Source organism: Kribbella sp. CCNWLW201, from assembly GCF_037203805.1.
In the GTDB taxonomy this organism is placed as follows: Bacteria; Actinomycetota; Actinomycetes; order Propionibacteriales; family Kribbellaceae; genus Kribbella.
Genome location: NZ_JBBCBQ010000002.1, coordinates 25,989 through 43,616, shown reverse-complemented (window position 1 = coordinate 43,616; position 17,628 = coordinate 25,989). Strand labels below are relative to the sequence as shown.

The window sequence follows — 17,628 nt, the reverse complement described above, 5'->3', positions numbered from 1 at the left end:
AATGTCAAGTTAGCGAACAGATCGCGATCAATTGTCAAGTGAAGAGAAGTGCTCCGCATCACCGGTCCGAGGAGTACTGCGGACTCCGTCGATGCTGATCGGGATGTCGCCCGCCAGGGTGATCCGGTGCAGCCGCCGCGGCTGGTCGTCGTAGTCCGCGACGCCGTAGTGCTGGGTCGCCCGGTTGTCCCAGATCGCCAGGTCTCCGGGCTGCCACTGCCAGCGGACGGTGTTGTCGAGGTTCGTGATCCGGTTCTGCAGCAGCTGGAACAACGCGGTCGTCTCGGCTGACGTGAAGCCGACGAAGCGCCGTACGAAATGACCCAGCACCAGCGAGCGCTCGCCGGTCTCGGGGTGGATGCGGACGACCGGGTGCTCGGTCTCGAACAGCTTCGAGACGAACTGTTTGCGGTGCTCCTCGACCTTCACGTCCACCCCGCCGATCCGGGTCTCGTCGACCCGGCCGGCGTAGTCGTAGACGTTGCTGTGCACGGCCCACAGCCGGTCCACCAGGGCCTGCAGTGCGACGGGCAGATTCGCGTACGCCGTAACGGTATTGGCCCACGTGGTCGCGCCGCCGTACGCGGGCAACGTGACGGCGCGAAGCAGGCTGATCGCGGGGATCCGGTCGACGAACGTGACGTCGGTGTGCCAGCTGTTCGCCTTGCCGTAGTCGGAGTCGATCGGCAGCACGTGCTCGGAGCCCTCGAGGCTCTTCGAGGTCGGGTGCGCGAGCGTCGGCGTACCGAGCAGCTTGGCGAAGGCGAGCTGGCCGGCGTCGTCGAGGTCGTGCTGCTCGCGGAAGAAGATGACTTTGTGGTCCAGCAGCGCCTGCCGGATCGCGGCCACGGTCTCGGGGTTCAGGTCGCCGCCGAGGCGGACGTTGCCGATCACGGCACCGATCGCGCCGCCGGCCTTGGTGACGGTGATCTCGGGTGCTTCCAGCTGGGTGGTCATGGGTGGCTCCCTCGGGGGTTGGTTAATATGTATTTTCCTACTGATTTAGTAGACATAGACGCTGTTTCGGGATGCGAGACCGGGCGCGGGCGGGGAGCACGTAGGGTTGGGGACGTGTCAACCGCCGAGATCCAGCCCACCGCCGCGACGTTCGACGTGCCGGAACTCGTGGTCGGGTTCGACCTGGACATGACGCTGATCGACTCCCGGCCGGGGATCCAGGCAGTGTGGGATCTGCTCGCCGCGGAGACCGGCGTACCGATCGACACCGACCTGGTGGTGAGTCGGCTCGGGCCGCCGCTGACCTGGGAGATGGCGAACTGGTTCCCGCCGGAGCAGGTCGACGCGATGGTCTCCCGCTACCGCGAGCACTACCCGTCGCACGCGATCACCGGGAGCCTCCCGCTGCCCGGTGTGGTCGAGTCATTGGCCGCCGTACGGGCGTTGCGCGGTAAGACCATGGTGGTGTCGGCGAAGTACACGCCGTCCGTGGTGCTGCACCTGGAGCACCTCGGGCTGGACGTCGACGAGCCGGTCGGCGATCTGCACGGTGCCGAGAAGGGCATCGCGCTGCGGGAGCACCAGGCGACGATCTACGTCGGCGACCACACGGCCGACATCGACGGTGCGCGTGCTGCCGGCGCGGTCGCGGTGAGCGTGGCCACTGGGCCGTTCACCGCTGACGAACTCCGGGCGTACGGCGCTGACGTCGTGCTGAACGATTTGACCGAGTTCCCGGCCTGGCTGGACGCGTATGTGCTCGAGCAGCGGCTGGAAGCGTTGATGCGGCGGCTGTCGGGCTACAAGAACATGGTCGTCGCGTTCAGCGGCGGTGCCGACTCGGCGTTCCTGCTGGCGGCCGCGGCCCGGGCGATCGGCCCGGCGAACGTGATCGCGGCGACCGCGGTGTCGCCGAGTCTGCCGGTGGCGGAGCTGGAGCCGGCCGCACGGTTCGCGGACGGTATCGGCGTACGGCATGTCACCCCGCACACGCACGAGATGGAGCGCGAGGGGTACCAGGCCAACGCGGGGGACCGGTGCTACTTCTGCAAGGCCGAGCTGGTGGAGACGCTGCAGCCGATCGCGGACGAGTTCGGGATCACCGCGATCGCGACCGGGACCAACGCCGACGACGCGATCGCCGGATTCCGGCCGGGCATCCGGGCCGCGTTCGAGCGGGGTGCGATCACGCCGCTGAAGGACGCGCGGCTGACCAAGGCGCAGATCCGCGAGGCCTCCCGGAGCTGGGGTCTGGACACGTCGGACAAGCCGGCGGCCGCGTGTCTGTCGAGCCGGATCGCGTACGGCATCCGGATCACGCCGAACCTGCTGGCCCGGGTCGACCGGGCCGAACAAACGGTCCGTGCACTGCTCACGCCGTACGGCGTCGAGAACGTCCGGGTCCGCGACGTCGGGGACACCGCGAGTATCGAGATCGACGCGCGGCTGCTGGATCAGGTGGACCGGCAGGCGCTCGTCGACGCGGTCGTGGCGGAAGGATTCCCGGCCGCCCAGGTCGATCCGCGCGGGTTCCGTTCCGGGTCGATGAACGAACGGTTGAAGGACCCGGAGAAGTACCGGTGACGAGGCACCTGGCCGATAATTTTTCCTGAGGCGCGGCAGCGCTGGTTCACGTACGCTGGGTAGCCGATCGGGCAGCCCGCCCGTCCTGTTCCGACGATTGACAACAAGAGGTTCTCGTGCCCGTTGGCAAGGTCAAGTGGTATGACTCCGAGAAGGGGTTCGGTTTCCTCAGCAAAGAGGAGGGCGGGGACGTCTACGTCCGCTCCGACGCCCTGCCCGCCGGAGTGACGAACCTCAAGCCGGGCCAGAAGGTCGAGTTCGGTGTCGTCGAGGGACGCAGGGGTGAACAGGCCCTCCAGGTCCGGCTGATCGACCCGCCGCCGTCGGTGGCGAAGGCGATGCGGCCGAAGCCGGAGGAGATGCAGCTCGTCATCGAGGACCTGATCAAGCTCCTCGACAACCTCGGCGAGGGTTACCGCCGCGGCCGCCAGCCCGACGGCAAGGCCGCCCGCCAGGTGGCCACCGTCCTGCGCGGAGTAGCCGACAAACTCGACATCTGACCACCCGCAGCCGCCGCCCCCGGTTCGAGGGGATATCCCCTCGAACCGGGGGTTCTCTGCTCGTACCCGAGGGGAGAACCCACGCCGCCCGGGGATATCCCCGCGGGGTGGGTCAGGTGGATTTGCGCACGATCCGGGCCTGGATGCCGTCGAGGACGGTGTCCAGGCCGTCGCGGAAACCCTCCGCCTCGAAGTCCAGGTCGAGCTCCTCGGCCGAGTTCGGCTGTTGTACGCCGGCCGCAATGGCGGGGAAGCGGTCCTCGGTCGCGAGCAGTCGCAACCGCTGGTTGTACAGCAGGTCCGCGGCCGCGGCCTCCTCGGCGGAACGGGTCAGCATGTTCAGGGTCAGCTGGACCGTGCCGCGGACGTAGATGTTCACCAGCAGCATCGCCGACAGCTTGTCGCGCGGTGTCAGCGGCGTGCCGTCGAACGCGTGCAGCGCCGCCTCCATCCAGGTCAGCTGGTTGGGTGACAGCGGCGGCTCGGTCAACGGGACCTGCAGGATCCACGGGTGCTTCCGCAGGCCGTCGCGGAACGCCTCTGCCCACGCGGTGATGCGGCTGCGCCAGTCCTGACCGGGATCCGGCTCCGGGGCTTCGCCGAACGCCTCATCCAGCATCACGACGTACAGGTCGTCCTTGGAGTCGACGTACCGGTAGAGCGACATCGTTGTGAAGCCGAGCTCGGCCGCCACCTTGCTCATCGAGACCGCCGCCAGCCCGCCCGCGTCGGCCAGCTTGATCGCGGCCCGGCCGATATCGCTGATGTGGAACGCCGGCCGCGGTCCCGGCCGCTGGCGTCCCTCGATCCCCCACAGCTGCTCCAGCACCCGCGGCAGCTCCACCGGCGTCTCGTCGCTCATCGTCGACCTCTCCTCTCGGCTGCCCCGAAGTCTATCTGTTTACATCATAGACAGATGCGGCTATGGTCTGTGTATGGCGCACACAGTGTGCGTCGTACACAGATAATCTGAGGGGTAGTCATGAGTACGACTGAACGTGCAGGGCGGAAGGAATGGATCGCGCTCGGCGTGCTCGCGCTGCCGCTGCTGCTGGTCTCGATGGACGTCTCGGTGCTGTACTTCGCGGTCCCGTTCATCAGCGCGGACCTCGGGGTGTCGGCGACCGAGCAGCTGTGGATCTTCGACATCTACGGGTTCGTGCTGGCCGGCCTGCTGATCACGATGGGCTCGCTCGGCGACCGGATCGGGCGCCGCCGGCTGCTGCTGTTCGGTGCGGTCGCGTTCGGGCTGGCGTCGATCGCGGCGGCCTACGCGCAGAACCCGGAGCAGCTGATCGCCGCCCGCGCGGTCCTCGGCATCGGCGGTGCGACGCTGATGCCGTCGACGCTGGCGCTGATCCGGAACATGTTCCACGACCCGGCCCAGCGGTCGAAGGCGATCGCGTTCTGGAGCGCGGTGATGATGGGCGGGATCTCGCTCGGGCCGGTGCTCGGCGGGTTCCTGCTGGAGCACTTCTGGTGGGGTTCGGTGTTCCTGATCAACACGCCGGCGATGCTGTTGCTGCTGGTGCTCGCGCCGATGCTGCTGCCCGAGTTCAAGGCGCCGGACGCGGGCCGGTTCGACCTGATCGGGTCGCTGCTGTCGCTGGCCGCCGTACTGCCGGCGATCTGGGGGATCAAGGAGTTGGCCGCGCACGGGCTGTCGATGCTGCCGGTGGTGGCGATCGTGGCCGGCCTGGTGTTCGGAGTCGTGTTCGTGCAGCGGCAGCGGACGGCGTCGTACCCGATGATCGACCTCTCGATGTTCCGCAACCGGGCGTTCAGCGGTTCGCTCGCGGCCAACACGATCGGCATGCTGGCGCTCGTCGGGAACGCGGTCTTCATGACGCAGTACCTGCAACTCGTGCTCGGGATGAGCCCGTTCAAGGCCGCGCTGTGGTCACTCGCCCCGTCCGTCATCGTCGGCGGCGCCGCGCCGCTCGCGACCTCCCTCGCCCGTCGGGTGGACCGCGCCTATGTGATCGGCGGCGCCTTCGTACTGGCGGCCTCCGGGTACGGCGTCCTGACGCAAGCCGGCCCGCTCGCGGTGGTCCTGGTCGGCTCCGGACTCCTCGCAGCGGGACTCGTCATGGTGATGTCCCTGGTCACCGAGGCCATCGTCGGATCGGTCGCCCCGGAGCGGGCCGGCTCGGCCTCGGCGGTGATGGAGACCTGCAGCGAATTCGGCGGCGCCCTGGGCATCGCCATCCTCGGCTCCATCGGTACGGCGGCCTACCGCGCAGACCTCCCCGACGACGTGGCTGCCCCGGTCCGCGAAGGCCTCCCCGCCGCCTCCGCCGCAGCCGCCCACCTACCACCCGAACTAGCCGAAACCGTCCTCACCACAGCCCGCCACGCCTTCACCCACAGCTTCAACACCGTGGCCCTAGTAGGCACCCTCCTACTCCTAACCACAGCCGTGGCCGCCACCCTCACCCTCCGCGGCACGACTCCGGCGCCAGCCGACGAGGCCCTCGACGAGCAGCCCGCCCTCACCGCCTAGCCGCGCCCCCCGTCCGATGGGGTAGCCCGTACCGAAGAACGGGTGGTAGTCGGTTCCGCCCTGTTCGATCCCGCTTTGGCAACCCGCCAATCCAGGGCCGAAGCCCACCACTACCCGTTCTTCGGTACACATGCCGCGCCCGCAACCCAGCTCCACGGCGAGTTCAGGTTGGCTGGGGTTAGCGGGGTGGGTGGGGGCCGGGGTGGCGGCGGTTGGAGGGGGTGCGGTTGCGTTCGACTGTGGGTTCTTCGGACCAGGGGGGTTGGTCTTCGACGGTGTCCTCGTCGTCTTCGTCCGGTTGGCCGCTCCACCAGCGGCCGATTGGCTGGTCCGGGCGCGATGGTTGTGCGGTGGGTGGCTGCTGGCCGTCGAGCTTGAGTTCCACGGTTGGTTCGTCGTACCGCTGATCGGGCCGTCGGGGCCGGTTGGCGCGTTGCTCGGCGACGCTGGTCGTCAGGATCGTCCGGCTCGTGCTCGTGGGCCGCTCGGCCTCGCGGTCGGTGTGGTGCCCACCGCCGCGAGGGCCGCCGAGTCCCCCTGGCTTGAGGGGGCCGGCGGTGGGTTTGCTGGACGGCTTCATGCGTACGACGAGGAAGACGACGACCAGGAGTACGGCGGCGAGGAAGCCGAAGCCGAGGCGGGGGATCAAGGGCAGGACGATGCCGCAGCCGCCGCCGATCACCCAGGACAGTTGCAGCACGGTCTCCGAGCGGGCGAAGACCGACGTACGCACGGTCTCCGGCACGTCGCGCTGGATCATCGCGTCCAGGGACAGCTTGCCGAGTGAGCTGCACAACCCGGCGACCAGGCCGAGTGCGATCAGGATCGGGAAGCCGTAGAACACCGCCACCAGGATCGCGACCGTCGCGTCCGCGAGCAGTACGACGAGTACGACGGCCTCGGGTTTTCGGGCCTTGAGCAACGATCCGGTCAGGGTGCCGAGACTGTTGCCGAGACCCGCGGCCGCGATCACGGCACCCGCCGCGAGCGCGCCGTCGATCCCGCTGAGCGGCTTGTCCCGCAGCAGAAACGCCAGGTACATGGTCAGGAACCCGGACACGAACCGCAGCCCGAGGTTGCACCGGATCCCGCGCGCCACCGCCGCCGTGATCGCGCGCCGGCGTGCGTCGCGTCCCGCCGTACCGGTCATCTCTTCGCCGGCCGGCGAGTCGACCTTGTTGGGCAGCCGGATCGCCAGCACCAGACCGATCGTGTAGACGAGTGCGGCCCAGCGCAGCGACCACTCCGGCCCGATCGCCGCGAACGCGCCCGCGATACCGGCGCCGATGGTCGCACCCGCGACACCGGCCAGCGAGATCCGCGAGTTCGCCGTGACGAGGGTGATCTCCTTCGGGAGCAGCCGAGGTACGGCGGATGCCCGCGTCACGCCGTACGCCTTGGAAGCCACCAGGCAACCCAGCGCGGCCGGGTAGAGCCACTGTGAACTGCTGCCCGTCATCGAGGCGGCGAGGCTCCAGACCAGGAACCCGCGCAGACCGAGCGTCGCACCGATCGCCCATCGGCGGCCGTGTCGGAACCGGTCCAGGATCGGTCCGATCAGCGGCGCCATCAACGCGAACGGCGCCATCGTCAGCAGCAGAAACAGGGCGACCCGGTCGCGCGCCTGCTCACTCGGTACGGCGAAGAACACCGTCCCGGCCAGCGACACGGCGAACGCGGTGTCACCGGCCGCGTTCACGGCGCCCAGCTCGATCAGCCGCGACAGACCGGATTCACCGGCGCCCTGGGCGCTGGTCAGCCCGCGGATCCGCCGACCGGTAGCGCGGCCGACCTTCCCGCTGACCACGGCCGTCTTCTTCGACGCCGACGCGACCCCGCTGGCCCCGACCTTGGATGCCTGACCGACCTTCTTGCTCGCGGTCCCGAGCTTCTCCCGGGCACCGCTGAGTCGCTCGCCGGTGCTCTTCGCTCCGGGCTTGCCGGTGGGCGTCTCACCGGGCTTGTCACCAGGTGTCCCGCCGGCCGCGTTCGCGCCGGATGAACCAGGTGTCGCCTTCTGGTCCGCGGGGTCTGGGCTGTGCATGGAACCATCCTGCCTCCTGCGGGGGACAGACCGTAGTCACGGCGCGTTCGGAACACAGTCGAGGCCGTGCGAGAATGGGCGATTGTGACTCCCGTCAAAACTCCGGAACCGGTGCGCGCCAAGCCCGACACCATCTGTGTCGCGGCAGTCGAACCCGCCCGCGAGGCCGCGATCGCCGAGGCCGGCGCCGCGCAGGTCGGGGAACACCTCGGTCATCTGGTCGAGGGTGAGCGCCTCGTCACGCACTACTTCGCCTCCACCCACGCCGGGTACCGCGGCTGGCGGTGGGCGGTCACGCTGACCCGCGCCTCGCGCGCGAAGACGGTCACCGTCAACGAGGTCGTCATGCTCCCCGGCGACGAGGCGATCGTCGCGCCGGAGTGGGTGCCGTGGTCGGACCGGGTCCAGCCCGGCGACCTGCGGCCCGGCGACCTGTTCCCGACCCACCCGGACGACCCCCGGCTCGAGCCGGGCTTCACCGACACCGGTGCGCCCGAGGACGTGCTGACGGTCGTCGAGGAGCTCGGACTCGGTCGTGAGCGCGTGCTGTCGCAGTACGGGCGAGAAGAGGCATCGGATCGCTGGTACGGCGGTGAGTTCGGTCCGTCCGCCGCGATCGCGCAGGCCGTTCCGTACAAGTGCAACGCGTGCGGCTATTGGATCCGCCTGGCCGACAGCCTCGGACAGGCGTTCGGCGTCTGCTCGAACGAGATGGCCCCGGGCGAGGGCCGGGTCGTGTCCTACGACTACGGCTGTGGTGCGCACTCCGACGCGGTCATCGACCTGCAGGACCAACCCATCGCCGGGCACGCATTCGACACCACCGGCTACGACAACCTCGAGCTGGCCGACCAGGTCGCCGAAGCAGACGCCGTACAGTCCGAGGTCGAAGCCGCCGCCGAACCCGAATCCGACGACGAGGTCGAAGACCAGTCGACCTGACCCCGCCGAACGGACACCGCCTCCGGCGGCAGCGAGCAGGCTGCTCTACAGCTCGTCGGGGTGTAGTGCGTTGAGGATCAGAAAGAGGCCGGAGTCGAACTCGGCGGTGTAGTCGTAGGCCGACCCCGCAGCTTGCTTGGTGATGAGCTCCGTGAGGTGTGGGTAGGTGTCGGGTGGTAGGTCGTGCAGGATGTCGGCCGCGACCTCGTCGAGTTCGGTGGGGGTGGCGAACGGCAGGGTCAGTTCCTGTAGGACGAAGCCGTACAGGTAGCTGTCGATCACTGAGACGGCGTGCGCGGCCATGCCGATCGAGAAGCCCCCTGCTCGCAGGGCGCCCAGGACGGCGTCGTGGTGGCGCAGGGTCGCTGGACCGGGTCGGCGACGGGAGTCCAGCAGGCCGACGGCCCAGGGGTGGCGCTTCAGTGCCGTGCGCGCGGAGTCGGCGCGGTCTCGCATCGCACCCTTCCAGTCGGTGGTCGACGTCGGAAGGTCGATCTCGCCGTACACCGCGTCGACCATGCCGCCGAGGATGTCCTCCCGGCCCGCCACGTGGTTGTACAGCGACATCGCCTCGACACTCAGCTCGGCGGCGATCGCCCGCATGGTCACCCCGGCGGCACCCTTCTCGTCGGCCAGCGCTATCGCGGCCTTGACGATCCGCTCCCGACTGAGAGGCACCCGCTCCGTTCTCGCCCGCCGGCCGGTGCTGCGCTCGCCCATGGACTTCCTCCTTGACTGGCTTACGGTGTAAGCCTACCGTGACTTACACCGTAAGTTCGAAAGACAAGGGGTGGGAGATATGACGACGGATCAGGTGCGGAAGGTCTGCATCGTCGGCGCGTCCGGAAAGCTCGGGCAGTACATGGTTCGGCAGGCGCTCGACCGCGGCTACGAGGTCGTCGGAGTGTGTCGCGAACGCAGCGTCCCGAAACTCGCCGAGTTCGCGGACCGGATCACGATCGTTCCCGGGCCCACGAACGATCGCGAGGTGATCCGGCAGGCGGTCGCCGGCTGCGACGGCGTACTGACCGTGCTGGTTCCCTGGGGTGTGCAGCAGTACTCATCAGGTACGGCGCAGGCGGTGCTCGACCACGCCGACCCGGACGCGCGACTGGTGTTCTCGTGCGGCTGGCACATCTCCCGGGACGGCAAGGACCGGTACTCCTGGCGATTCAGAGCGGCCATCCGGATCATGACCCCGCTGGCCGGCCTCGTGCGCGCCGTCGAGATCGATGATCAGGTGGAGGCGTGCCGGCGGATCTTCGCGAGCGATCGGCGCTGGACCGTCGTCCGTGGGAGCGACCTCGAAGAGGGCGAGAGCCAGGGCCTGCCCGTGTGGAGCCGTCATGTCGGCGACGCAGTACTTGCGAGCAACCTGACGCGGCGCGTGGACTTCGCGCTGTTCATGGTGGCGGCACTCACCGACGACACCCTCATCCAAGAGGCGCCCGCGATCGTCGGCCGCCTCTCGCCCAGCGCCATGGCCCACGCCGCGGAAGGGACACCGCCTCCGACGGCGAGTGGGTCGGTCCTGTGAGGGGCTTCGGTTGTTCTAGCATCCGCCGCTATGAATGCTTCCCGTGTCGAGCAGCCTGCCGATCTTGACGTCGTACGGACCTCTTACGACCGCGTCGCCGACAACTATGTCGAGATGAACCTCGGCGACATCACGTCGTACCCCTGGTTGCGGACGGCAATCGATGGCTTCGCGGCCGCGGTGCACGGTCTCGGCCCGGTTCTGGACGTCGGATGCGGCCCTGGATCCGTGACCGCGTACCTGGCGGAGCGCGGCCTCGATGTCTCCGGGGTTGACCTGTCGGCACGGATGATCGAGCACGCGCAGCGGCTATACCCCCACCTCCGGTTTGCCGTTGCCTCGGCAACCGACCTGAATCTGGCGGACTCGTCGCTCGGCGGCATTCTCGGCTGGTGGTCCCTGTTCAACTTGCCCCGGCACATCCTTCCCCAGGTCCTCCAATCCTTCGCCCGAGCGTTGGTTCCGGGCGGCCACCTCATCATCGGAACCCACATGGGTGACGGCGAGATCGAACGAAGCGAGGCGTACGGCGCTGTGCCGGTCACGTGGACCACTCACCTATGGCAGCCCGACGACCTCTGGGCCCATCTGGCTGCGGCCGGCCTCGACCCGGTGGCCGAACTGCGGCTGACCGAGAGCGTGGCCGGTGTCCCCTCGCTGGTGCTCGTCGCGCAGCGGACCGCCCACGTCTGACCTGACCCGGCGCGTGAGAGCGCCCCGCGCGGTGTTCCGCGCGGGGCGCCTTCAGGAGGTCAGCTGCCGCTCTTCACCGCGCTGGCGACGATGGAGCACGGGTGGATGCCGCTCTTGATCTGGCTGTTGACGACCACGGACACCTCCACGTTGCCGGGGAACTTCCCGTGGCAGGTGTTGATCGAGCGGCCGCCCGAGGTGTAGCCGCCACCGTGGGCCTCCGCACCCGCGGGCAGGAAGGTGTAGACCGTGTGCGGACGCCACCCCAGGTCCAGCGAGTCCATCCACTGACGCACGGTCGGCGACACGATGGCGCCGTACCGCAGATGCGCCTGCCAGCGGACCATGTCGATCGCGGACATGTGCAGGCCGCGGTAGCTCGGGCAGGCCTCGAACTTGTCTCCCGACAGCTGGAACAGCGAGCCGCCCGCGCCGGGGTCCGTGAGCTTGTAGGCGAGCGCGGCGGTGTTCTGGTTCGACGCGAGGCAGGTGACCCAGGAGATGCCCGCCGGGGCGAACAGCTTCTCGTTGACGTAGTGCAGCGTCCACGGGATGGAGTTCGGCCCGATCCACTCCGGCAGACCGCGCTCGGGCTCGGCCAGGTGCCACAGCCTGGGCAGGACCACCCGCGCGATGGCGTAGTTCATGTTCGCGTACTTGTAGGCCGAACCGGCCCCGACTGCCTTGGTCAGCGTGTACTTGATGCCCGGGTAGAACGGGGTCATGTTGGGGTCGGTCGGGACCTGGCCGAGGCCGGAGGTGTGGCCGAGGATGTCCCTGATCCTGATCCGCTGCCACGACGGGTCCGCATCCGCACGCAGGTCCGGCGGCAGGTACGGCCAGATCTGGTGCTCGGGCGTCACCCCAGCGGACTCGGCGGCCTTGAGCAGCGCCGCGGCGACCACGTTCTTCGTCGCGCTCATGATGTCGAGACGCGTGTACGGCGTGAAGTCGATGTCCTCACCCACTCGCGCCTTGCCGTCCGCATCCGCCGCGGCCAGCTGGCCGTTCTTGGTGATGGCATATGCGAAGCCGACCGAGTTCTCACCGCCCAGCGCAGCCTCCAGGCTCTGCGCGACCTTGGCCGTATCCACCTCCACCGTCGGCGTCCCAAGGTTGGCTGCCGCCATCCCCGTCCCCGCGAGCGTGAACGCCGCCACCGCCGCGCCAACCACGATCCACTTCTTCATCCCGACTCCCCAGTTGTCCCCTCATCCGCCCCTCCGGCGGCGATAAGACAACCCTCGCGGCAGGCCCACCCCCCGCGCGTGAGGGATAACCCCCTCAATCCCGCGCCGGGGAACTTGGGGGGGTGGCTCAGCGGACGGCGGTGAGGTCGAGGCCGATCCCGGTGGGGGCGATCAGGGTCAGACGGTTGTGGTCGATGGCGTAGGTGACGTTGGCACTGAGGGTGGTCAGGATCGCGGTCTCCACCTCGGCAGTTTGCCCGATGGGCGCGCGGTCAGTGGTGACTACGTCGGTGAAGGTCAGCTCTGATGTGGAGCGGGTGACGGTGCCGGAGAGTTCGTTGCAACCGGTCCAGCCGGTCAGACGGTCGCCGTCAAAGGTGACCCACGCCTCCTCGGCGCGATGGTGGTAGTGGAACAGGTCGCCGTTCGTGATGGTGGTGACGAGCTTCCATCGGATCCCGTCGAGCGGGAAGTCGGGTTCGGCGATCTTCCGGTCCAGCAGCGTGATCGTCGTACCGGCTGATGTGAGGGTGAGCTCGTCGCCGTTCACTTGCCAGCTGGGTCGGCTGATCAGGAACCCGGTCAGCCATTCGTCCTGGGCCTGCAGTGGCGGGTCGCAGCCTCTCGCGGTGCCGCCGAATCCGTCGATCCACAACTTGCCGTCGGCCAGCAACTCACCGGTCGCGACTGCTGCACCGAGCCTGTTACAACCGGCGAACACCCTGAGTACGTCGTACACCCGCGGACCCTCGTCGTTCTCGTTGGGCACCACCGCGAACTCCAGCCGCACCCGCGTCTTCGCGACCAACTCCTTGGGACGGCCATCCTCCGTCACCCCGGTCGACAGATACGTCTTCCCCATCGGCGAACCAGCCGATCCACCCATCCTCGCCTCCTCTGACGCCACCTGGACAGTTTGACGTCTTGCGGAGGTCTCCGGGTGCGACTCTGCAAACGTGAGGAGTTTGGAGCCGGCGGAGGCCTTGGCGTTGTGCTCGGCTCGGACCGCGGGTGGACCGTGTCACCTGGTATGTACGGGCGTACCAGACTTGATAGCAAGGGAGTCGTATGTCCTACGGTCAGCCGTCCGATCCGCAGGGACCACCGCAGCACGGGCCCTATCCGCAGCAGCAGGCGCAGGGGCCGTACCCACACCAGCAGGCGCAGGGGCCGTACCCACACCAGCAGCCCGGGTATTACGGATCGCCAGGCGGTGGACCTACGCCCGAAGTGCGGAAGGGGCCGCTGCCGGCCATTGGCTCTCTGATCCTCGGCGCTCTCGCCTGCGTCGTGCCGCTGCTGCCGACCTACGGCGCGGCGTTGGCCTCGCTGGAGGGGCTCAGGCCGTGTCTCTGGTTCCCGTTCGCGATCCCCGGGTTCGTGCTCGCGATCATCGGGCTGCGCGGACGTCGCAGTGGTCAACTGCTGGCCGTGTTCGGTGCGATGTTCTCCGTCCTCGCACTGATCGGAGGCCTGATCATGGTGGTCAACTGGTACATCCTCGACTGATCACGCGGATGCGCTCGAGGAAGCAGGCAAGAGCCGAATCCGTGTCGTCAGCAGACCAGGCGCACCACCGGCAGCGGTGTTTGTTCAGTCTTCTAGGGCGGTGCGGTGGCCGGCTTGGATGGCGGTCCAGCGGCGGTGGCAGTAGACGAGGCCGATCAGGCCTAGGCCGAAGCCGGCGACGGTGACCCAGAGCCACCACTCGAGGCCGTCCTTCTTGAGTTCGTCGCGGAAGATCAGGACGACGACGAACGCGACCGCCCAGGCGATGATGCCGGCGATCACGCTGGGGATGCCGGACAGGTCCAGCGGCTTGACCTCGGCGTGGACCAGTTCGCCCCGGGCCAGCTGGCTGGTCGGGTCGTTCCGCTTCTTCGGTGCGGGCTGCTCGTCTGCCACGGCTCCACCTTAGCTGTCGAGTCCATGCTGTTTTCGATCAGTGCTCGCAACTTGTGGGTAGGAACTGGCACCATTCCGCCATGAGTTCGCCCCAAGCCACCGTCGCCCGGGACCGGTCCAGCTTCCTGGACTCGTTCTTCAAGATCAGCCAGCGTGGGTCCACCGTCAGCCGGGAGATCCGCGGCGGCCTGGTCACGTTCTTCACGATGGCCTACATCGTGGTGCTGAACCCGCTCATCATCGGCACGGTCAAGGACGGCACCGGCCAGTACGTCGGTGGCGGCACGGACCCGGTTGCGTCGATCGCCAAGATCGCCGTCGCCACCGCGCTGGTGGCCGGTGTGGTCACCATCTTCATGGGCGTGTTCGCGAACTTCCCGCTCGCGCTGGCGACCGGTCTGGGCCTGAACGCGTTCGTCGCGTTCTCGATCGCGACCAAGATGACCTGGGCCGACGCGATGGGCCTGGTGGTGCTGGAAGGCGTCATCATCTTCCTGCTGGTGCTGACCGGGTTCCGAAAAGCCGTGTTCGAGGCGGTCCCGGTGCAGTTGAAGGTGGCGATCAGCGTCGGTATCGGCCTGTTCATCGCCTTCATCGGCGTCGTGGACGCGGGCTTCGTACGGCGTCCGGCCGCGGCCGGTGGACCGCCGGTCGAACTCGGTGTCGCCGGCAACCTTCGCGGCTGGCCGGTGCTGGTGTTCGTGATCGGCCTGATCCTGATCATGACGCTGTACGCGCTCCGGGTGAAGGGCGCCATCCTGATCGGCATCCTGGCCGCGACCGTGCTGGCGATCGTGGTCGAGTCGATCGCCTCGGTCGGCGCGCGGACTGCCGACAACCCGGGCGGCTGGGGTCTGAGTGTGCCGAAGCTGCCGGACGACTGGTTCAGCAAGCCCAACCTGGACACCATCGGTGAGTTCAGCCTGTTCGGGTCGTTCGAGAAGGTCGGCGTGGTGACCGCGCTGCTGCTGATCTTCACCCTGATGCTGGCCGACTTCTTCGACACGATGGGCACGATGACCGCGATCGGCGCGGAGGCCGGGCTGCTCGACAAGGACGGCAACCCGCCGCACGCGCAGCGGATCCTGATCGTCGACTCGGTCGCGGCCGCAGCCGGTGGTGCCGCGTCGGTGTCGAGCAACACGTCGTACATCGAATCCGCGTCGGGTGTCGGCGAGGGTGCCCGGACCGGGTTGGCGAGTGTGGTGACCGGGGTCTGCTTCCTGATCTCGATGGTGGTCGCTCCGCTGGTCACGCTGGTCCCGTACGAGGCGGCGACGCCGGCGCTGATCCTGGTCGGGTTCCTGATGATGACGCAGGTGAAGGGGATCGACTTCGACGACCTCGAGGTCGCGTTCCCGGCGTTCCTGACCATCATCCTGATGCCGTTCACGTACTCGATCACGGCCGGTATCGGTGCCGGTTTCGTGTCCTACGTCATCCTGAAGCTGGTCCGCGGCAAGGCCCGCCAGGTCCACCCGCTGATGTGGGTCGTCTCGATCCTCTTCGTCATCTACTTCGCCATCGGCCCGCTCGGCGACTGGCTCACCTGATCACTCGTTGCCGAAGGCACGCAGAAACGTCTGTACGGCGTTCTGCGTGACCTCGGCCAGTTCCGCGGTGCTCAGCTTCCGGGTGCCGAGGTGTGAACGTGTCTCCAACGGTGCCGTCAGCAACGCCCCGAACTGCTCGGCGGCGACGGCAGGATCGGTGATGGTCAGCTGTCCGGCCAGCGCCAGCCGGGCGAACCGGTCCGCGAGCGCTTCGTTCACCCGGTCGCTGGCCCGATCCCGCACGATCTCCTGCAGGTCGGGCAGGTTCTGGATCTCCGCCGGCAGCAGCCGCCGGAGCGCCCAGGACCGCTCATCGCAGTAGCACTCGGCCAACCGCAGCCCGACCTCCTCCAGAACCTGACGCAACGTCCTGCCCTCGGCCGGGAGGCGGAGGAGGTCGATCGCGGCGAGGTTGCGGGCCAGCGCTTGGTCCGCCAGTGCGGCGACGGCGGCCCGGAACAGGGACTCCTTGTCGCCGAAGTGGTTGTAGATGGTGTGTTTGGCGACTCCCGCCGTCGCCGCGACTGTGTCCAGGCTCGCCTGCCGGTAGCCCTCTCGGGCGAAGACCGTGAACGCCGCGTCCAGGATCGCCTGCCGCTTGTCGATCCGCCCTCTGGTCGTCGTCACCGGATCAGGGTAGCTTGCCGCACGTCGCCGTACGCTAAACTGCACTCGCCAGTGCAAATCAACCGAGGAGTGCGGATGATCGTCAACCTGTTGCGGATCCGGTTCGCGGACGGTGTGAGTGTCGAGGAGCAGGAGGGGGTGCTGGCGGTGATGCGCCGGACGGCCTCGCTGGAGTCGGTCGCGTTCGGTGCCGTCGGCGCCGACTTCGGTGATCCGGCGGACGGGTTCACGCATGCGTACCTGGCGGCGATCCCGGATCTGCCGGCGCTCGAGCGGTACATGCACGACCCGGTGCACCTCGCCGGTGACGACCTGATCCTGGACAAGCTCGCGAAGCTGAGTGCGGTCCGGTTCAGCGACGACGGCGATCCGGAGGTCGGCAAGGCCGTCTACGACCTGCATGTCCGCAAGACGGAGCAGTACCCGGACTGGGCCGTCCGGATCAACGAGCTCTTCGGCGCCGAGGTCTAGGAGGACGTCGATGTACGGCGGAGTTCCAGGTACTCCGCCCGGGCGGTGAAGAGGTCGCGGAGTTCGGCGGTGATGGTGTCGAGGAACTCTTCGCGGTACGACGAGTCGGTGAGCAGCGCAATCGAGTAGTAGAGGCCGGTGAAGTTCGCGATGCCGACGGCGACCTTCACCAGGCCGGCGCTGATCACCATCGGGTGACCGAGCAGGTGCACGTCGTACGACCAGCCGCCGGGGTCGACGCCCCAGCTCTCGTAGATGTGACGGGTGACCGAGAGCATGCCGAAGGCAATGAAGAACAGGCCGACGCCGCTACTCACCACCAAGGTCTGCACCCACTGCCGGATCACCAGGCTGACGCTGAGGTTCAGCCGCTGGAGCCGGCGCAGGGGCGGGCCCGAGTCGGCGTCCCGCTCGATCGCGTCGAGCTCCTTCGGCAGTCGCACCATCAGGAACAGCGTGCTGAGCAGGGTGAAGACGGCCACCGAGAACAGGATGAACTCGACCGGCATCCCGGTGAAGACCTGCCACATCTCGGTGTTGATGAACAGGACCAGTGAGAACACCAGCAGGAGTGGTAGTGCTCGAACCATGCTGGTGATCGATGCGGCCAGATCCCCGGCCAGTCGGCGCAGGCTCCAGTACGTCGTGGCGATCAAGCCGTAACCGACGACGACGTACACCACACCGACGAGCACCAGGTTGCTGAAGGCAACCCCGAAGAACTGCGTGAACTGGCCCTGGGCGACCGGCAGGAGGGCCGGGAGTAGGACGAAGACGGCCAGTTCCGGGATGCCGAAGCGGGTCGGCAAGGACCAGAATGGGCGGCCGCGGAGTCCGTTCAGCAGCCCGAAGCCGCCGACCAGGACCGCCAGCGCGATGAGCGCGGCGAGGACGTTCTTCCAGATCGGCCAGTTCAGCTGGGTGGCGCCGAGCATTTCGGCCAGGAACACCAGCACCAGCAGCGGGGTCGCCCTGGTGAAGATGTCGTGCGTCGGCGAGAAGTCCTCGATCAGCAGCGGCAGCCCGGCCCGCCGGAACCGCTGCTCGTACCGCTCCAGCTCAGCAGGTGTCCCCATGAGGGCGAACCCTAGTACGTCGTACCTGCCTGACCGGGAATACCAC

18 protein-coding genes are annotated in these 17,628 nt (G+C 68.1%); 9 read left to right on the top strand and 9 right to left on the bottom strand.

From position 1 onward, the window contains the following. Positions 1-27 precede the first annotated feature (27 nt). Positions 28-957, bottom strand: coding sequence for a TauD/TfdA dioxygenase family protein (locus V9K99_RS09890; RefSeq protein WP_337003358.1), 930 nt, complete (start codon positions 955-957; stop codon positions 28-30). Positions 958-1,071: 114 nt separating this feature from the next. Here V9K99_RS09890 and larE point away from each other — a divergent pair, with 114 nt between their 5' ends. Further along, positions 1,072-2,541, top strand: coding sequence for an ATP-dependent sacrificial sulfur transferase LarE (gene larE, locus V9K99_RS09885; protein WP_337003356.1), 1,470 nt, complete (start codon positions 1,072-1,074; stop codon positions 2,539-2,541). Between the two features lie 116 nt (positions 2,542-2,657). After that, on the top strand, positions 2,658-3,041 hold the full coding sequence (locus V9K99_RS09880) for a cold-shock protein (RefSeq protein WP_337003354.1): 384 nt from the start codon (positions 2,658-2,660) through the stop codon (positions 3,039-3,041). A gap of 112 nt (positions 3,042-3,153) precedes the next feature. Here V9K99_RS09880 and V9K99_RS09875 read toward each other — a convergent pair whose 3' ends face one another. Continuing rightward, positions 3,154-3,903 carry a TetR/AcrR family transcriptional regulator gene (locus V9K99_RS09875; RefSeq protein WP_337003352.1) on the bottom strand — a complete coding sequence of 250 codons (750 nt, stop codon included), beginning with the start codon at positions 3,901-3,903 and terminating at the stop codon, positions 3,154-3,156. 120 nt (positions 3,904-4,023) lie between these two features. Here V9K99_RS09875 and V9K99_RS09870 point away from each other — a divergent pair, with 120 nt between their 5' ends. Next, entirely contained in the window at positions 4,024-5,544 is a 1,521-nt protein-coding gene (locus V9K99_RS09870; RefSeq protein WP_337003350.1) for an MFS transporter, read from the top strand. 178 nt (positions 5,545-5,722) lie between these two features. On the opposite strand, the gene V9K99_RS09865 is transcribed toward V9K99_RS09870, so the two are convergent. Continuing rightward, positions 5,723-7,588 (bottom strand): MFS transporter, encoded by a 1,866-nt coding sequence (locus V9K99_RS09865; RefSeq protein WP_337003348.1) that lies wholly within the window; start codon positions 7,586-7,588, stop codon positions 5,723-5,725. Between the two features lie 84 nt (positions 7,589-7,672). On the opposite strand from V9K99_RS09865, the gene V9K99_RS09860 reads away from it, so the two are divergent. Next, complete coding sequence (locus V9K99_RS09860) at positions 7,673-8,530, top strand: DUF3027 domain-containing protein (RefSeq protein ID WP_337003347.1); 858 nt, start codon at positions 7,673-7,675, stop codon at positions 8,528-8,530. A 45-nt stretch (positions 8,531-8,575) separates the two neighbouring features. Here V9K99_RS09860 and V9K99_RS09855 read toward each other — a convergent pair whose 3' ends face one another. Next, entirely contained in the window at positions 8,576-9,250 is a 675-nt protein-coding gene (locus V9K99_RS09855) for a TetR/AcrR family transcriptional regulator (RefSeq protein WP_337003345.1), read from the bottom strand. A gap of 79 nt (positions 9,251-9,329) precedes the next feature. Between V9K99_RS09855 and V9K99_RS09850 the strand changes: the two genes are divergently transcribed. Together V9K99_RS09850 and V9K99_RS09845 are read left to right on the top strand one after the other, a co-directional pair. Then, complete coding sequence (locus tag V9K99_RS09850; RefSeq protein WP_337003343.1) at positions 9,330-10,067, top strand: NAD(P)-dependent oxidoreductase; 738 nt, start codon at positions 9,330-9,332, stop codon at positions 10,065-10,067. 30 nt (positions 10,068-10,097) lie between these two features. Next, positions 10,098-10,760: a class I SAM-dependent methyltransferase gene (locus V9K99_RS09845; protein WP_337003341.1), complete on the top strand. Its 663-nt coding sequence runs from the start codon at positions 10,098-10,100 to the stop codon at positions 10,758-10,760. A gap of 59 nt (positions 10,761-10,819) precedes the next feature. On the opposite strand, the gene V9K99_RS09840 is transcribed toward V9K99_RS09845, so the two are convergent. Beyond that, positions 10,820-11,950 carry a serine hydrolase gene (locus V9K99_RS09840; protein WP_337003339.1) on the bottom strand — a complete coding sequence of 377 codons (1,131 nt, stop codon included), beginning with the start codon at positions 11,948-11,950 and terminating at the stop codon, positions 10,820-10,822. A 127-nt stretch (positions 11,951-12,077) separates the two neighbouring features. Beyond that, positions 12,078-12,836: an META domain-containing protein gene (locus V9K99_RS09835; protein WP_337003337.1), complete on the bottom strand. Its 759-nt coding sequence runs from the start codon at positions 12,834-12,836 to the stop codon at positions 12,078-12,080. Between the two features lie 182 nt (positions 12,837-13,018). On the opposite strand from V9K99_RS09835, the gene V9K99_RS09830 reads away from it, so the two are divergent. After that, complete coding sequence (locus tag V9K99_RS09830; protein WP_337003336.1) at positions 13,019-13,459, top strand: hypothetical protein; 441 nt, start codon at positions 13,019-13,021, stop codon at positions 13,457-13,459. A gap of 84 nt (positions 13,460-13,543) precedes the next feature. On the opposite strand, the gene V9K99_RS09825 is transcribed toward V9K99_RS09830, so the two are convergent. Further along, positions 13,544-13,855, bottom strand: a complete 312-nt coding sequence (locus V9K99_RS09825; RefSeq protein ID WP_337003334.1) for a DUF2530 domain-containing protein — start codon at positions 13,853-13,855, stop codon at positions 13,544-13,546. Between the two features lie 80 nt (positions 13,856-13,935). Between V9K99_RS09825 and V9K99_RS09820 the strand changes: the two genes are divergently transcribed. After that, complete coding sequence (locus V9K99_RS09820) at positions 13,936-15,408, top strand: NCS2 family permease (protein ID WP_337003331.1); 1,473 nt, start codon at positions 13,936-13,938, stop codon at positions 15,406-15,408. Here V9K99_RS09820 and V9K99_RS09815 read toward each other — a convergent pair whose 3' ends face one another. After that, a complete protein-coding gene (locus tag V9K99_RS09815) occupies positions 15,409-16,035 on the bottom strand; it encodes a TetR/AcrR family transcriptional regulator (protein WP_337003329.1) in 627 nt (208 codons plus the stop codon). A 75-nt stretch (positions 16,036-16,110) separates the two neighbouring features. On the opposite strand from V9K99_RS09815, the gene V9K99_RS09810 reads away from it, so the two are divergent. Continuing rightward, complete coding sequence (locus V9K99_RS09810; RefSeq protein ID WP_337003327.1) at positions 16,111-16,506, top strand: Dabb family protein; 396 nt, start codon at positions 16,111-16,113, stop codon at positions 16,504-16,506. Here the strand turns inward: V9K99_RS09810 and V9K99_RS09805 are convergent. Next, positions 16,503-17,582, bottom strand: coding sequence for a hypothetical protein (locus V9K99_RS09805; RefSeq protein ID WP_337003325.1), 1,080 nt, complete (start codon positions 17,580-17,582; stop codon positions 16,503-16,505). The genes V9K99_RS09810 and V9K99_RS09805 overlap by 4 nt on opposite strands. Positions 17,583-17,628: the final 46 nt, after the last annotated feature.

Bases quoted from the DNA above. Each gene is read 5' to 3' on its own strand.
- V9K99_RS09890 (WP_337003358.1), bottom strand. From the start codon at position 957: ATGACCACCCAGCTGGAAGCACCCGAGATCACCGTCACCAAGGCCGGC.
- V9K99_RS09875 (WP_337003352.1), bottom strand. From the start codon at position 3,903: ATGAGCGACGAGACGCCGGTGGAGCTGCCGCGGGTGCTGGAGCAGCTG.
- V9K99_RS09870 (WP_337003350.1), top strand. From the start codon at position 4,024: ATGAGTACGACTGAACGTGCAGGGCGGAAGGAATGGATCGCGCTCGGC.
- V9K99_RS09865 (WP_337003348.1), bottom strand. From the start codon at position 7,588: ATGCACAGCCCAGACCCCGCGGACCAGAAGGCGACACCTGGTTCATCC.
- V9K99_RS09855 (WP_337003345.1), bottom strand. From the start codon at position 9,250: ATGGGCGAGCGCAGCACCGGCCGGCGGGCGAGAACGGAGCGGGTGCCT.
- V9K99_RS09850 (WP_337003343.1), top strand. From the start codon at position 9,330: ATGACGACGGATCAGGTGCGGAAGGTCTGCATCGTCGGCGCGTCCGGA.
- V9K99_RS09845 (WP_337003341.1), top strand. From the start codon at position 10,098: ATGAATGCTTCCCGTGTCGAGCAGCCTGCCGATCTTGACGTCGTACGG.
- V9K99_RS09840 (WP_337003339.1), bottom strand. From the start codon at position 11,950: ATGAAGAAGTGGATCGTGGTTGGCGCGGCGGTGGCGGCGTTCACGCTC.
- V9K99_RS09835 (WP_337003337.1), bottom strand. From the start codon at position 12,836: ATGGGTGGATCGGCTGGTTCGCCGATGGGGAAGACGTATCTGTCGACC.
- V9K99_RS09830 (WP_337003336.1), top strand. From the start codon at position 13,019: ATGTCCTACGGTCAGCCGTCCGATCCGCAGGGACCACCGCAGCACGGG.
- V9K99_RS09820 (WP_337003331.1), top strand. From the start codon at position 13,936: ATGAGTTCGCCCCAAGCCACCGTCGCCCGGGACCGGTCCAGCTTCCTG.
- V9K99_RS09810 (WP_337003327.1), top strand. From the start codon at position 16,111: ATGATCGTCAACCTGTTGCGGATCCGGTTCGCGGACGGTGTGAGTGTC.
- V9K99_RS09805 (WP_337003325.1), bottom strand. From the start codon at position 17,582: ATGGGGACACCTGCTGAGCTGGAGCGGTACGAGCAGCGGTTCCGGCGG.